The following is a 14,392-nucleotide window of genomic DNA, read 5'->3' as shown; positions in this document are numbered from 1 at the left end:
CCGGCGCCGCGCGGCCCACCGTGGCCACCGTCATAAAACTGTTACGCAACTGACACAAAAGCATTGCAGCCCGTCTTTAGGCGATGGCTCAAGCGCGTTCGGGATGTCCGCGCGTGTGATGTCTGAAGACAATATCGGAGAAAACCCAATGTCCTTCGCAAAGCTCAGCGTGTCGGTGCTTGCCGTCGTCGCCATCTCTGCCACGGCAGCCGCCGCGCAAAGCCGAAACAACGTCCAGATCGCCGGGTCGTCCACAGTGCTGCCCTACGCGACCATCGTCGCCGAAGCCTTCGGGGAGAACTTCGAATTCCCCACCCCCGTCGTCGAATCGGGTGGCTCCTCCACCGGTCTGCGCCGCTTCTGTGAAGGCGTGGGCGAGAACACGATCGACATCGCCAATTCCTCGCGCTCCATCCGCGACAGCGAGGTGGAGACCTGTGCCGCGAACGGCGTGACCGATATCGTCGAAGTCCGCTTCGGCTATGACGGTATCGTCTTTGCCTCCGACATCGAAGGCCCGTCATTCGAATTCACCCAGTCCGACTGGTACCTGGCCTTGGCCGCCGAACTTCCCGTCGACGGTGAGATGGTCGCCAACCCCAACACCAACTGGAACGAGGTTCGTGCCGATCTTCCCGATCAGCCGATTTCGGCCTTCATCCCCGGCACCCGCCACGGGACTCGCGAAGTCTTTGACGAGCGTGTGATCCTCCAAGGTTGCGAAGATACCGGCGCCTACCAGGCCATGCTCGACATGGGCATGGATGAGGACGCGGCAGAGGAAGCGTGCATGGAAATCCGCGCCGATGGCGTGTCCGTCGACATCGACGGCGACTACACCGAAACGCTCGCGCGGATCAACGCGGATGCGAACGGCATCGGCGTCTTCGGCCTGGCCTTCTACGAGAACAACACCTCCGTCCTGCAAGTGGCCACGATGGCAGGTGTGACGCCGACGGTCGACGCCATCGCATCGGGCGAATACCCGGTGTCGCGTCCGCTGTTCTTCTACATCAAGGCCGCGCATCTCGACGTTATCCCCGGCCTCCAGGAATACGCCGCATTCTTCGTCAGCGATGACATCGCCGGTCCCTTCGGCCCGCTTGCGGCTTACGGCCTTGTCTCCGACCCGGAACTGGCCGAAACCCAGGCCGTGGTCGCCAACGGCACCTTGATGGGCGAATAACGCTTGCTCCATGAACCGGACCGGGGCCGATATGCGGGCCCGGTTCAACCTCCTCCCAGTGGCCGGACCGAAAACATGATCTGGATCCTCGCAGCCCTCCTGTTTCTCGGTGCCCTCGGCTATGTTCTGGGACGTCAGCGGGCCGTCGCAAGCGCCAATGGCGATGCGCGGCTGCTGCATTCCTTGCCGAATTATTACGGGCTGAACGTCACGCTCTTGACCCTGGTGCCCGCGCTTCTGGTGCTTCTGGTCTGGCTGGTGGTCCAACCTATCGCCATCGACCGCGCCGTGACCGGGACCCTTCCGGATACGCTGGTGGAGGAGAGCGGCTCCCGCAGCCTCCTGATGACGGAGGTGCGCCGCCTGGCGGACGGGATCGACACCGCAATCGACCGCGGCGCGTTCTCGGAGGCGGAGGCACTGGCCCTGCAATCCGGTGATGGTGCTATCCGCGACAGATTGGCTGAGGTCGGCGTGGCCCTCGGTGCCGATGTGGAGCCGGAGATCCTGACCGCCGCCCAACGCCTGCGGGAGATGTCGGCCACGGGCCGCACCACGATGCTGGTCGCGGTCTTCGCCCTGGCGCTTGCGGGCCTTGGCTATGCCTATATCCGCACCCACAAGGATTTACGCGCGCGCAACCGGGTGGAATACGCCATCCTCGGCGTGCTTCTCATCGCCTCCACCATCGCGATCCTGACGACGGTGGGCATCGTTCTGTCGATGCTCTGGGATACGCGGAACTTCTTCCAGCTCTATCCATGGCAGGATTTCTTCTTCGGCCTCGAATGGCGACCCTCCTTTGAGGGCAATTCCGAACTTGGCTTGATCCCGCTTCTGTGGGGGACGCTCTACATCTCCTTCATCGCGCTTCTCGTGGCCGTGCCGATCGGCCTGTTCGCCGCGATCTTCATGGCCGAATACGCCTCGCGCCGCGTGCGCAACGTCGCCAAGCCGCTGATCGAGGTGCTGGCGGGCATTCCCACCATCGTCTACGGCCTTTTTGCGCTGATTACGGTGGGTCCGCTCTTGCGGGATTACTTCGCGCAGCCCCTCGGTCTGGGCAATTCTTCGTCTTCGGTGATGACAGCTGGGATCGTGATGGGCATCATGCTGATCCCGTTCGTCTCCTCCCTCTCCGACGACATCATCAACGCGGTGCCCCAATCGCTGCGCGACGGCTCCTACGGGCTTGGGGCGACGCAATCGGAAACCGTGAAGCAGGTTGTGCTGCCGGCCGCCTTGCCCGGCATCGTCGGTGCGATCCTGCTGGCCGCCTCGCGCGCCATCGGCGAAACGATGATCGTCGTGCTTGGGGCAGGGGCGGCGGCACGGCTCGACCTCAATCCATTCGAAGCGATGACCACCGTGACCGTGAAGATCGTGGGCCAGTTGACCGGCGACACCGACTTCTCCTCCCCCGAAGCCCTCGTCGCCTTCGCCCTTGGCCTGACGCTTTTCGTCATCACGCTGGGTCTTAACATCCTGGCGCTCGCCATCGTCCGCAAATACCGGGAGCAGTACGAATGAGCGACATCACCGCCGCACCCGCCACGCCCAAACGCTCGCTTCTGGCGCAGGATGCCCGCACCAAGCGCCGCAATCGGGCGGAGGCCCGGTTCCGCGCCTATGGCACGGCCGCCGTGGGCGTGGGTCTTCTCGCTCTGATCGTCTTGCTGGTCTCGATCCTCGGCAATGGCCTCAGCTCCTTCCGGCAAACCTATGTCAGCTACCCCGTGACCCTGACGGCCGAGCGTGTGGACCCCCAGGGCAACCGCAATCCCGAGGAGATGGCCTCCGTCACGACCTTCGGCTACCTGCCGATCCTGGCGATGGCGTTTCAGGAACATCTGGCCGAGCAAGGCATCGAACACGATCTGGGCGCCCGCGAACTGGCCGCTATGATCTCCGAGGAAGCGCCCGCGCAGGTCCGCGCGATGGTGCTGGCCAACCCCGACCTGGTGGGAGAGACCATCGAAGTGGACATCCTTGCCGGTGGACGCATCGACGGCTTCTTCAAGGGCCGCGTGACCCTGGAAACGGCGGAACGCGACAGCAACGTCACGCCCGAGCAATTGATGCTGGCCCAGACGCTGGCCGAGGCCGGGATCATCACGACACGCTTCAACTGGAATTTCATCACCTTCCCCGATGCCTCCGGACAGCGGCCCGAAGCCGCTGGTCTGGGCGTGGCGATCATGGGCTCGCTCTACATGATGATCGTGGTGCTTACGCTGGCCCTGCCCATTGGCGTGTCGGCCTCGATCTACCTGGAGGAATTCGCCCCGAAAAACCGCCTCACGGACTTGATAGAAGTGAATATCTCCAACCTTGCCGCCGTGCCGTCCATCGTTTTTGGCATTCTCGGCCTCGCGGTCTTCATCAACTTCATGGAGTTCAACCAATCGTCGCCGCTCGTGGGCGGGCTGGTCCTGACGCTGATGACGCTGCCCACGATCATCATCGCCACGCGCGCTTCCCTCCGCGCCGTGCCGCCATCGATCCGGCAGGCGGCGCTTGGCCTGGGCGCGTCGAAGATGCAGTCGATTTTTCACCACGTCCTGCCGCTTGCCATGCCCGGCATCCTGACCGGCACGATCATCGGTCTCGCCCAGGCCCTTGGCGAAACCGCGCCGCTTCTGTTGATCGGCATGGTCGCCTTCGTGCGCGAATATCCCGAGTTCCTGTCGGGCCATTCCAACAGCTTCCCCCTGATGGGCGACGGGGCCACCGCCTTGCCGGTGCAGGTCTATAGCTGGACACAGCGCTCCGACCCTGCCTTTGTGGAACGCGCCTCCGGGGCGATCATCGTGCTGTTGATTTTCTTGGTATTTATGAACCTTCTGGCCATCTTGCTGCGCCGCCGGTTCGAGAGACGGTGGTAGGATGACCCCGATGGAGGATGCAGCGATGAACGACATGACCCAGATCGACCAGGGGGTTGGCGTGAGTGAATTGAAGATGCAGGCCCGCAACGTGGACGTGTTTTACGGGGCAGGGGGCGGCACGCGCAGTGCGGCCGATATGGCCGAGGACAAATCCGTCACCCACGCGATCAAAGCCGTGGATGTGGATATCGCCGACAAGACCGTCACGGCCTTCATCGGCCCTTCGGGCTGCGGCAAATCCACGTTCCTGCGCGCGCTCAACCGGATGAACGACACCATTGATGGCTGCAAGGTCACGGGCGACGTGCTGCTGGAGGGTGAAGACATCTACGACCCCGCCGTTGACCCGGTGCAGCTGCGCGCCAAGGTCGGCATGGTCTTCCAAAAGCCCAACCCCTTCCCGAAATCCATTTTCGACAACGTCGCCTACGGCCCCCGCATCCACGGTCTGTCGCGCAATAAGGCCGACCTGGAGGAGATCGTTGAACGCTCCCTGCGCCGGGCGGCCATCTGGGACGAGGTGAAGGACCGCCTGCAAGCGCCCGGCACCGGCCTGTCGGGCGGCCAGCAGCAGCGCCTGTGCATCGCGCGCGCCGTCGCAACGTCTCCGGAAGTGCTCTTGATGGATGAGCCGTGCTCAGCCCTCGATCCCATCGCCACGGCGCAGGTGGAGGAGCTTATCGACGACCTGCGTTCGCGGTATTCCGTCGTCATCGTCACCCATTCCATGCAGCAGGCCGCACGCGTTTCCCAGAAGACGGCGTTCTTCCACCTCGGCAACCTCGTGGAATTCGACGACACCGACAAGATATTCACCAATCCAAGCGATCCCCGCACGGAAAGCTACATCACCGGCCGTATCGGCTGAATCCTCAAGGGCAGGGCAGACCAATGCCGAATTCAGAACATATCGTCAGCGGCTTTGACCGCGACCTGGAGGGCATCCAGGCCAAGATCATGCGCATGGGCGGCCTCGTGGAAGAGGCGATTGCCAAATCCGCCGAGGCGTTGGAAACCCGCGACATCGAACTGGCCCAGGCCGTGCGCAAGGCCGACAAGGCCATCGACGCGCTGGAGGAACAGGTGAACGAGGAAGCGGCACGCATCATCGCGCTTCGTGCGCCCACGGCAAGCGATCTGCGAACCGTTTTGTCCGTGTTTCGGGTTTCCGCCAATCTCGAACGCATCGGGGATTACGCCAAGAACATCGCCAAGCGCAGCCAGTCTGTCATTGAATTGCCGCCCGTCGAAGGCTCCACCGCATCGCTCAGGCGCATGGCGCGGCAGGTCGAACTGATGCTCAAGGACGTGCTCGACGCCTATATCCAGCACGACGCTGAACTGGCCGAGGATGTGCGCCAGCGTGACCTGGAGGTGGACCAGATGTATTCCGCGCTGTTCCGTGAATACCTCACCCACATGATGGAAGATCCGCGCCACATCACACCGTGCATGCACCTGCATTTCATGGCCAAGAACATCGAACGCATGGGCGACCACGTCACCTCGGTCGCCGAACAGGTCATCTACCTCGTGACCGGTGAGATGCCGGATGAGGATCGCCCCAAGGAAGACAAGACCCCCTACGTGCAAGAGGCGTGAGCATGGCTGGCGAACCCGTCGTTCTGGTGGTGGAAGATGAACCCGCACAGCGTGAGGTTCTGGCCTATAACATCAAGGCCGAAGGCTTCGACGTGCAGACCGCTTCGGCGGGCGACGAGGCGTTGATCGCCGTGCGCGAAACGCCCCCCGACGTGATCGTGCTGGATTGGATGCTGCCCCATGTCTCGGGGATCGAGGTGTGCCGCCAGCTCAAGATGTCCGGCGACACCGCGCGTATCCCGATCATCATGCTGTCGGCCCGGTCGGAGGAAACGGACAAGGTCCGGGGGCTGGAAACGGGGGCCGATGATTACATCACCAAGCCCTATTCTGTCGCCGAATTGCTTGCCCGCCTGCGGACCCAACTGCGCCGCGTGCGCCCGGCCACAGTGGGCGAGCGGTTGGAATACGAAGACATAATGGTGGATCTGACGGAGCATCGCGTCTTTCGGGCGGGCGAACCCTTGTCGCTCGGCCCCACGGAATTTCGCCTGCTGACCGCGATGATGGAACGCCCCGGCCGCGTCTGGTCGCGCGAACAATTGCTCGACCGCGTCTGGGGGCGGGAGATTTATGTCGACAGCCGCACCGTGGATGTCCATGTCGGCCGCCTGCGCAAGGCGCTCAAGGCCGGGGAGGCGGGTGACCCCATCCGCACAGTACGCGGTGCGGGCTATTCCCTAGGTTAACTTCAATCCGTAAGCCCTTGCCGCAGAACGGATAAATACGCTCTCACGATCTACGTCGGGAACATGGCGGGCAATCGTCTCCACGCAAGTCTCATAGGGCGTGGCCAGCTTTTCGACCGGATAATTGCTTCCCCACATCACGCGATCGGCTCCGAAAGTCGCAAGAATATCGTCGATATACGGGCCAATTGCCTCGCTGCCGTAGCGTCCCCAAACGGCATCGTACATGCCCCAACCGCTGAGCTTGATGAACGTACCGGGCCGCTCCGCCATCAGTCGCACCGCGTCCGACCAGAGTTCGTAGCCCTCCGCCCGCGGGTCATACGGGCAAAGCGCGTGGTCGATGACGACGGTCAGGGCAGGGGTGTCGGACAGCGCCTCCAACGCCGCCTCCGCCTGTTCTGGATACATCTGAAAATCGAAGCTCAGCCCGCGATCCTCCAGAACCTTAAGGCCGTCAATCCACCTTCGCTCCGTCAGGTAATCCCTTGGCGCGAATGACAAATCCGGCCTTTGATCGAGCCGCGCCACGATCTGACGTACGCCGCAAAAATCCTTGCTTTCTGCGTGGCGGGAAAGCGTCTGGGTCAGATCATCGGCGCTCAGGTCGACGAGCGCCACGATCTTTACCGCGTGATCCGCCGCATCGGCCTGATCCTGCACGAAGCGCGTCTCCGCGACGGGGTCCGGCAGCGCGCCATCGGTCTGGACGTGGACGGAGGCACGGGGCGCAAGCGCGGCCTCGGCCAGGAATTCGTCCATCAGGTAATCGCGCTGGATCGGTGTCGGGTCGCCGAACGGTTTCATTGCACCGACATCGCGCAACCAGCCGTATCCGATTTCGTCACCGCGACTTTCCGGCGCCCAGACATGGTGATGCGCGTCGATATAGCCGTGGGGGAGGAGATCTTTCAACGCCATTACACGATATCCAGTTGGCCAGTAATCATGATTATGTTAAATATACGCACTTGTGTGATATACCGTAAGATCAAGTGTTTAGCGTGATGTGCACGCGTGCACGGCTCATTTGAGCGCTGCCGTCACGATTATTTCCACCTTCAACACGTCGCGCGCCAGCTTTGCCTCACCACAGGCCCGTGCCGGTGCATGGCCGTCCGGCACCCACGCATCCCAGACCGCGTTCATCGCGGCGAAGTCTGCCATGTCAGCCAGCCAGATCGTGACCTGCAACAGATGCGCCCGCGACGAACCGGCTTGCTGCAACAGCGCATCGACCCGGCGCAGACATTCCTCTGTCTGTTCCGTGACGTCCGCGCCCTCGCCCACCTGACCGGACAGATAAACCACGCCATTATGCTTTACGATCTTCGACATCCGCGCGCCGGTTTCCATCCGCTCGATCATCCGATCAATCCCTTCGCGTTCAGCGTTTCTGTAATCTCGTCCAAGATCGCCGGGTCATCAATGGCCGCGGGCATCTTGTAGCTTTCCGCATCCGCGATCTTCTGCATCGTGCCACGGAGCACCTTGCCCGACCGCGTCTTGGGCAGCCGTTTGACCGCCACGGCCGTCTTGAAGGCCGCCACCGCGCCGATTTCCTCGCGGACCAGCGCCACGAGGTCGCGAACGATCTCGTCCTCCGCCAAGTCCACACCGGATTTCAGCACGAAAAACCCCAGCGGCGTCTGGCCCTTCAGCGCGTCAGCCTTGCCGATCACCGCGCATTCCGCCACCGCGTCGTGGTGGGCCAGAACCTCTTCCATCGCGCCGGTGCTGAGCCTGTGGCCCGCGACGTTTATGATGTCATCGGTGCGCGCCATGATGTGCAGGTAGCCGTCTTCGTCCAGAATCCCGGCGTCGGATGTGGCGTAATACCCGGGAAAATCGTTGAGATAGCTGGCTTGGAACCGCTCCTCCGCGTTCCACAATGTCGGCAGACAGCTTGGTGGCAGCGGAAGTTTCACCACGATGTTGCCCAGGGTTCCGCGTGGCACGGCCTGTCCTGCATCGTCGAGCACCTGAACGTCATATCCCGGCATCGGGACGCCGGGCGAACCATGCTTCACCGGCAGCGCCTCGATCCCCATAGGGATTGCGGAAATCGCCCATCCCGTCTCCGTCTGCCACCAATGGTCGATGACGGGCACGCCCAACTGCTCCTCTGCCCATTGCAGGGTCGCGGGATCGGAGCGTTCGCCGGCAAGAAACAGGGTGCGAAACGTTGACAGGTCGTATTGCCCGATCAGCTCGCCCTTGGGATCTTGGCCACGGATCGCCCGGAACGCCGTGGGTGCAGTGAACAGGATGCTCACATCGTGATCGGCCATCACCCGCCAGAACGCCCCTGCATCGGGCGTGCCGACCGGTTTGCCCTCGTAGACAAGCGTTGTGCAGCCCGCCAGAAGCGGCGCGTAACAGATATAGGAATGCCCCACGACCCAGCCGACATCGGACGCGGCCCAGAAAACCTCCCCCGGTTTAGCGCCGTAGATGTGCTCCATGCTCCAGTGCAGCGCCACCATGTGCCCGCCGGTATCGCGCACCACGCCCTTGGGCTGGCCGGTCGTGCCGGACGTATAGAGGATATAGGCCGGATCGGTTGCCTTGACCGAAACGCAATCGGCCCTCCGACCCCTTGCTTTTGCGTCCGCGACAGCCTCGGCCCAATCCACGTCGCGCCCTTCGGTCAGATCACAGGGCTGTGTGTCCCGTTGCAGAACGACGCAGAAATCCGGCTTGACCTGAGCGATGTCAATGGCGTCGTTGAGGAGGGTCATGTAGTTGATGATGCGCCCGGGCTCGATCCCGCACGATGCCGTGATCACGGCCTTCGCACCGGCATCGTCGATCCGCGTGGCAAGCTCGGGCGCCGCGAACCCGCCGAAAACCACCGAATGCACCGCGCCGATCCGCGCGCAGGCCAGCATCGCGATGACCGCTTCCGCCACCATGGGCATGTAGACGATAACGCGGTCCCCCTGCCCCACGCCGTGATCCTGCAACACTGCGCCTAGGGCAGCGACCTCATCTTGCAGGTCCGCATAGGTGATCTTGCGCACCTGCCCCGTCACCGGGCTGTCATAGATCAACGCCAAGCGGTCGCCGTTGCCCGCCGCCACATGGCGATCGACCGCGTTGTGGCAGGTGTTGCAGACCCCGTCCGGGAACCAGCGCCCGTAGATGCCCTGATCGGCGTCGAAGGTGACATCAGGGGCCTTGATCCAGTCGATGCCGGTCGCGGCCTCGGCCCAGAATTCGGCCGGGTCAGCGGCCCAGGCCGCATAGGTGTCTTTATAGGTCATTGCCGTCTCAATCCATTGCAGCGGACCACCCGCATTGCGGCCCGATCCTTCCGTGGGTCAGGTTGCGGCGGGCCTTGGTCGCGGTCAATGTGCGTTAACGCTATCTGCGACGATTGGGGTATGACATGCCATTGAAGAAGACAGCCGCCGAGATGGTGGCAGACGCCCGCGCGCGGATCGAGGAGGTGGAGATCACCGATCTGATCGCGCAATTGGATGACCCCGATCTGGTCGTCGTCGATATCCGTGACATCCGCGAACGTAATCGCGGCTTCATTCCCGGCTCGGTCCACGCGCCGCGGGGCATGGTGGAATTCTGGGTCGATCCCGACAGCCCCTATCACAAGCCCGTCTTCGCGCAGGAGGGCAAACGTTATGTCTTCCACTGTGCATCGGGTTGGCGCTCGGCCCTGACGGTCGCGACCTTGCAGGATATGGGCTTTGCCGCCGCGCATCTGCGGGAGGGGTTTTCGCCATGGGCAGCCAAGGGCGGGCCGGTTCAGATGCCGGAACCGCGGGATTGAACGCCCGCACGACTCGACGTTAACCCATTGTTGAATATAGGGTGGCGCCAAAGGGACAATGACGCATGAAATACCTGGTGCTCAATGGGCCGAACCTCAACCTGTTGGGAGAGCGCGCGCCCGAAATCTATGGCTCCACCACCCTGGCGGAGGTGGAGGCCGCGTGCCATGCCACGGCGGCGGAGCTGGGGGTGGAGCTGACCTTCGCCCAATCCAACCACGAGGGCGGATTGGTCGACGCCCTGCATGGGGCGCGCCAGACCCATGACGGCGTCGTCCTGAACGCGGGCGCCTATACCCACACATCCATCGCGCTTCACGATGCGATCGAGGCCACACAATTACCGACAGTCGAACTCCATATCTCCAACACCCACGCACGCGAGGCCTTCCGCCATCATTCGATGATCGCGAGCGCCTGTGTCGGCGTCATTCTTGGCTTCGGCACCGCGGGCTATCCGCTCGCCCTGCGCGCGCTCCACGGACATTTGAACCCAAAATCATAAACACGATTGGCGAGGACCCCCCTTATGAAACGCCTACGTCCCTATCTCGAAATGACCACGGTGGAAGATCTCTGGTCCCACCACACCAAGGTTTTGGCCGGATACGGCTTTGACCGTGTCTTTTATGGCTTCAACGCCTTTCGCGGTGCGGGTCTTTACGACAATCCCGAGGATGCCCTGCTGCTGACCAACATGCCCACGGATTACGTGGAGGCCTATGTGGACGGCGGCATGTTCCGCAACGGCGTGATGATGCGGTGGGCGATCTCCAACACCGGGGCCGCGTCGTGGCGGGATGTCTACATGGCCATGGCGCACGAAGAACCCTCGCAGGGGGAGCTTGCGATGCGCGGCCTGAACGAGAAGCACGGGATCACGGCGGGCTACACCATCAGCTTTCCCATGGCGATCAAGAACGCCAATGCGGGCATCGGCATGGCCGTCAAGAAAGGCATGGGCCAGGATGAGGCCGACGCGATCTGGGAACAGCATGGCGAAGACATCGAAACCATCTGCCATGTCGCGCATCTTTGCATCTTGCAATTGCCCGCCACCGGCCAGCGCAAGCTGCTGACCCCGCGCCAATCCGAGGTGCTGGAACTTGTGGCCGACGGCAAGACCATGGCCGACATCGCGCTATTGCTGGAACGCAACGTCGCAACCGTGGAAAAGCACCTGCGCGGCGCGCGCGACGCTTTGGGAGTGGAGACGACGGCCCAGGCAGTGCGCAAGGCCTCCATCCTCAACCAAATCTTCCGCCTCGACGACAAGGACGACAAGACCGCGCGTCTGCCACACCTGACCGGGGCCGTGGGCGACCGCCGCTGACGACGGTTAAGCGTCTCGAAATCTAGGGGTAAGGATTCCCTCATCTATCGCCATCTTCCGGAATATCGCAAAAGGAGCGTGTTCCGTGAGTGATGGCAATTACAGCCAGGAACATCGGGTTTCGGAGCGGCTTTTTCCCGCCTCCGGACCCACCCGGGGGCCGCGCCCTCGGGGCCTGAAGCGGGTGGTGCGTATTTCTCAGCGCCACGGTTCCGCTTCAGGGAAACGGTGGCCCGGGTCCCTCCCTCCCCGACGCCGCCGACGACATAGGCACCGGCGGCTGTCCCCCGCTTGTGCTTTCGGTCCGGCGCCTTTCTGTCCCTTGTCCCTCGCGCCGGACATGCAAGAGAACGGCGTTGCCCTGTCCCTTGGCAACGCCGTTTTTCTTTGGCCCGCTCCAATGCCCTGCCCCCGACCGAGAGAAAAAATTACGCACGCCGGTAAACCGAACCGGTGGCCCATGTCATCAATAGACATGGAAAGGGCAGATCATGCATGACACGGACGATGACATCGCTGCGCTGGATCAAGTGTTTGGGCAAGCGAAGGCAGACTATCACGCCCTGCGCCACGCGCCCCCCCTACGCATCGAACGGCCTGAGCCGCGCCGTAGAAAGGTTGTGCCGATTGCAATCGCGGCGTCCGTCGCCCTCGCGATCGGCATTACGGGCGTCATCGCATGGCAGTCCGCGCAATTGCCGGAACGTGCGATGCCGTCGACCATCGCGTCGCGCAGCGCGCTGCCCGATGTACCGATCGTGCGGCCTGATATCGCAAGCGCGCAACGTCCGGTCCTGGATGTCACACGCCCGACGCTCAGCTTCGCGTTGCCCGAGCGGCCCGGCGGATCGAACGGATGAACCGCGTGGACCAGCACGCGGAGGATTGGGCGCTTCTTGCCCGGGCCGCGCGCGATCCCGCGGCGCTCACGCTGCTCTATGAGCGGCATCGGCACTACGTGTTTCGCGTGGCGTGGGGCATCTTGGGCGAAGACGCCGCCGCCGACGATGTCGTGCAAGAGGTGTTCCTGCGCATCCATGACGGCCGGATGCGCGCCGATCCCCGTGCCCGGTTGACGACATGGCTCTACCGCGTCGCGATCAATTCCGCCCGCGAACAGGCCCGCAAGCGGCGCCGGGTCTGGGGCGATGCGCAGGCGCACGATGTGCTGGCGACCATCGCCGACCCGACGGCCGATCCCACCCGCCTTGACCGGCTTCGGGATCTCGGGCGCGCCCTTGCCGCCCTGCCCCTGCGCCAACGCGAAGTCGTGGTTTTGCGATACTTCGAAGGTTTCGACACCGCCGAGACCGCCGAGATTCTCGGATGCCGCCAAGGCACCGTGAAGGCCCACCTGCACCGGGCCACCCGAACCCTCAAGAACCAAGCCACCTCCCCAATGAAACAGGAGAAACTGACATGAAAACCCTTATCGCTGCAGGCCTGCTGAGCGTCACCGCGACGCTGGCCCCCGTCTACACCGCCCAGGCGCAAGACGCCGAGATGGCCGGGATCGAACTGTTCCAGAGCTACATGGATATCGCCGAGCAATTCGTGGGCTTCGCGACCGAGCAGGAGGCGACGGTCTTCCTTGCCGTGGAAGGCATCGTGGAGATTTTCGAGGAACGCGGTGAAGAAGCCGCAGCCATCCCGATCCTGCAATCGGCGCTGGCGCAATATCCCGACGATCAGCCGGCGCGCAACATCATCCGCTTCAAGCTGCGCGACCTTTACCGCGATACCGGCCAGGCCGATGCGGCCCTGGCGGAGCTTCAGGCGATCCTCGACGAAAACAGCTGATCCGTGACGCGCAGCGCCGTGGGCGTATTACAACCTATAAAAATCCCTTAATGGTTGTAATCATGCTCGCTTTCGCCCGCTCAAGGCGGCACTGACGTCACGAACAAACCGGGGCAGAGGATCACTCCCCTGCCCCGTCTTCGCTGTCCCTCGACAGAAACGGTCCGTTCTTTGCGTGTCCTTTGCGGCCCGATTGGACCCTTATCCCTGTGCGGCTTTTGCGACCTCCGCGGCGAAGTCTTCCTTCACCACTTCGATGCCTTCACCCACTTCAAGGCGGACAAAGCCGGTGATCTCGGCGCCCGCCTCTTTCGCCGCGTCGCCCACGGTCAGATCGGGGTTCACGACGAAGGATTGGTTCACCAGCGTCACTTCGGCCATGTACTTCTTCATCCGGCCCACGATCATCTTCTCGATGACCTGCTCCGGCTTGCCGCTTTCGCGCGCGATGTCCATCTGGACCTGCTTTTCCTTCTCGACCACGGCGGGGTCCAGATCATCCTCGCTCAGCGAAGCCGGGTTCACGGCGGCGACATGCATCGCGACCTGCTTGGCGAAACCCGCATCGCCGCCCGTGTAAGCGACGAGAACGCCGATCTTTCCCATTCCTTCTGCGGCCGCGTTGTGGACGTAGGAGACGACGTTTTCGCCCTCCAGCTTCGCCATGCGGCGCACGCCCATGTTCTCACCGATCGTGGCGATCTTGTCGGTCACGGTATCAGCGACGGATTTGCCACCCATATCGGCGGCCAGAAGCGCATCGAGATCGTCGGCGGTGACGGCGGCTTTGGCGATGCCAGCCACCATCTGCTGGAATTCCGCGTTCTTGCCGACGAAATCGGTCTCGGAATTCACTTCGACGGCCACGCCCGTAGACCCATCCACGGTGACGGCCACAAGGCCCTCTGCGGCGGTGCGGCCGGATTTCTTGGCGGCTTTCGCCAGACCCTTGGTGCGCAGCCAGTCAACGGCGGCGTCCATGTCGCCATCGGTCTCGGTCAGCGCCTTCTTGGCGTCCATCATGCCTGCGCCGGTCGAGTCGCGCAGTTCTTTCACCATGCTTGCGGTGATTGCCATGTCATGTCTCCTGAAATGGGGAATAT

16 protein-coding genes are annotated in these 14,392 nt (G+C 62.9%); 12 read left to right on the top strand and 4 right to left on the bottom strand.

The genetic code is table 11. The features are described 5' to 3' along the window. Window positions 1-148: 148 nt before the first annotated feature. From KUW62_RS07710 to phoB, 6 genes are all read left to right on the top strand, one after another. Complete coding sequence (locus KUW62_RS07710) at window positions 149-1,186, top strand: substrate-binding domain-containing protein (RefSeq protein WP_224814911.1); 1,038 nt, start codon at window positions 149-151, stop codon at window positions 1,184-1,186. Window positions 1,187-1,261: 75 nt separating this feature from the next. Further along, window positions 1,262-2,716: a phosphate ABC transporter permease subunit PstC gene (gene pstC / locus KUW62_RS07705; RefSeq protein WP_224814910.1), complete on the top strand. Its 1,455-nt coding sequence runs from the start codon at window positions 1,262-1,264 to the stop codon at window positions 2,714-2,716. Then, entirely contained in the window at window positions 2,713-4,071 is a 1,359-nt protein-coding gene (pstA, locus tag KUW62_RS07700; RefSeq protein WP_224814909.1) for a phosphate ABC transporter permease PstA, read from the top strand. The genes pstC and pstA overlap by 4 nt, the downstream gene beginning before the upstream one ends. 25 nt (window positions 4,072-4,096) lie before the next feature. Continuing rightward, the gene (pstB, locus tag KUW62_RS07695; RefSeq protein ID WP_224817069.1) at window positions 4,097-4,942 is read left to right on the top strand and encodes a phosphate ABC transporter ATP-binding protein PstB; all 846 of its coding nucleotides are present in this window, start codon (window positions 4,097-4,099) and stop codon (window positions 4,940-4,942) included. Between the two features lie 23 nt (window positions 4,943-4,965). Continuing rightward, on the top strand, window positions 4,966-5,676 hold the full coding sequence (gene phoU, locus KUW62_RS07690; protein WP_224814908.1) for a phosphate signaling complex protein PhoU: 711 nt from the start codon (window positions 4,966-4,968) through the stop codon (window positions 5,674-5,676). A 2-nt stretch (window positions 5,677-5,678) separates the two neighbouring features. Further along, window positions 5,679-6,365, top strand: coding sequence for a phosphate regulon transcriptional regulator PhoB (gene phoB / locus KUW62_RS07685; protein ID WP_224814907.1), 687 nt, complete (start codon window positions 5,679-5,681; stop codon window positions 6,363-6,365). On the opposite strand, the gene KUW62_RS07680 is transcribed toward phoB, so the two are convergent. The 3 genes from KUW62_RS07680 to KUW62_RS07670 all read right to left on the bottom strand — a co-directional run bounded on the left by KUW62_RS07680 (window position 6,357) and on the right by KUW62_RS07670 (window position 9,631). Beyond that, window positions 6,357-7,286, bottom strand: coding sequence for an amidohydrolase (locus tag KUW62_RS07680; RefSeq protein WP_224814906.1), 930 nt, complete (start codon window positions 7,284-7,286; stop codon window positions 6,357-6,359). The genes phoB and KUW62_RS07680 overlap by 9 nt on opposite strands. Before the next feature lie 105 nt (window positions 7,287-7,391). Then, window positions 7,392-7,733: a RidA family protein gene (locus KUW62_RS07675; RefSeq protein WP_224814905.1), complete on the bottom strand. Its 342-nt coding sequence runs from the start codon at window positions 7,731-7,733 to the stop codon at window positions 7,392-7,394. Continuing rightward, on the bottom strand, window positions 7,730-9,631 hold the full coding sequence (locus KUW62_RS07670; RefSeq protein ID WP_224814904.1) for a propionyl-CoA synthetase: 1,902 nt from the start codon (window positions 9,629-9,631) through the stop codon (window positions 7,730-7,732). Before KUW62_RS07670 ends, KUW62_RS07675 begins: the two co-directional genes overlap by 4 nt. A gap of 125 nt (window positions 9,632-9,756) precedes the next feature. Here KUW62_RS07670 and KUW62_RS07665 point away from each other — a divergent pair, with 125 nt between their 5' ends. From KUW62_RS07665 to KUW62_RS07640, 6 genes are all read left to right on the top strand, one after another. Further along, window positions 9,757-10,155, top strand: coding sequence for a rhodanese-like domain-containing protein (locus KUW62_RS07665; RefSeq protein ID WP_224814903.1), 399 nt, complete (start codon window positions 9,757-9,759; stop codon window positions 10,153-10,155). A gap of 65 nt (window positions 10,156-10,220) precedes the next feature. Further along, window positions 10,221-10,661 (top strand): type II 3-dehydroquinate dehydratase, encoded by a 441-nt coding sequence (gene aroQ, locus KUW62_RS07660; RefSeq protein ID WP_224814902.1) that lies wholly within the window; start codon window positions 10,221-10,223, stop codon window positions 10,659-10,661. 24 nt (window positions 10,662-10,685) lie between these two features. Further along, window positions 10,686-11,489 carry a LuxR family transcriptional regulator gene (locus tag KUW62_RS07655; protein WP_224814901.1) on the top strand — a complete coding sequence of 268 codons (804 nt, stop codon included), beginning with the start codon at window positions 10,686-10,688 and terminating at the stop codon, window positions 11,487-11,489. 491 nt (window positions 11,490-11,980) lie between these two features. Beyond that, a complete protein-coding gene (locus KUW62_RS07650) occupies window positions 11,981-12,349 on the top strand; it encodes a hypothetical protein (RefSeq protein WP_224814900.1) in 369 nt (122 codons plus the stop codon). Further along, on the top strand, window positions 12,346-12,912 hold the full coding sequence (locus KUW62_RS07645) for an RNA polymerase sigma factor (protein WP_224814899.1): 567 nt from the start codon (window positions 12,346-12,348) through the stop codon (window positions 12,910-12,912). Before KUW62_RS07650 ends, KUW62_RS07645 begins: the two co-directional genes overlap by 4 nt. Next, window positions 12,909-13,289, top strand: a complete 381-nt coding sequence (locus KUW62_RS07640; protein ID WP_224814898.1) for a tetratricopeptide repeat protein — start codon at window positions 12,909-12,911, stop codon at window positions 13,287-13,289. Before KUW62_RS07645 ends, KUW62_RS07640 begins: the two co-directional genes overlap by 4 nt. A 201-nt stretch (window positions 13,290-13,490) precedes the next feature. Here the strand turns inward: KUW62_RS07640 and tsf are convergent, their stop codons facing one another. Continuing rightward, window positions 13,491-14,366, bottom strand: coding sequence for a translation elongation factor Ts (gene tsf / locus KUW62_RS07635; RefSeq protein ID WP_224814897.1), 876 nt, complete (start codon window positions 14,364-14,366; stop codon window positions 13,491-13,493). Between the last annotated feature and the right edge of the window lie 26 nt (window positions 14,367-14,392).

The organism is Hasllibacter sp. MH4015 (genome assembly GCF_020177575.1).
Lineage (GTDB): Bacteria > Pseudomonadota > Alphaproteobacteria > Rhodobacterales > Rhodobacteraceae > Gymnodinialimonas.
Note: the sequence above shows the minus strand (reverse complement) of the source record. Positions and strands in the feature narration are given on the sequence as shown.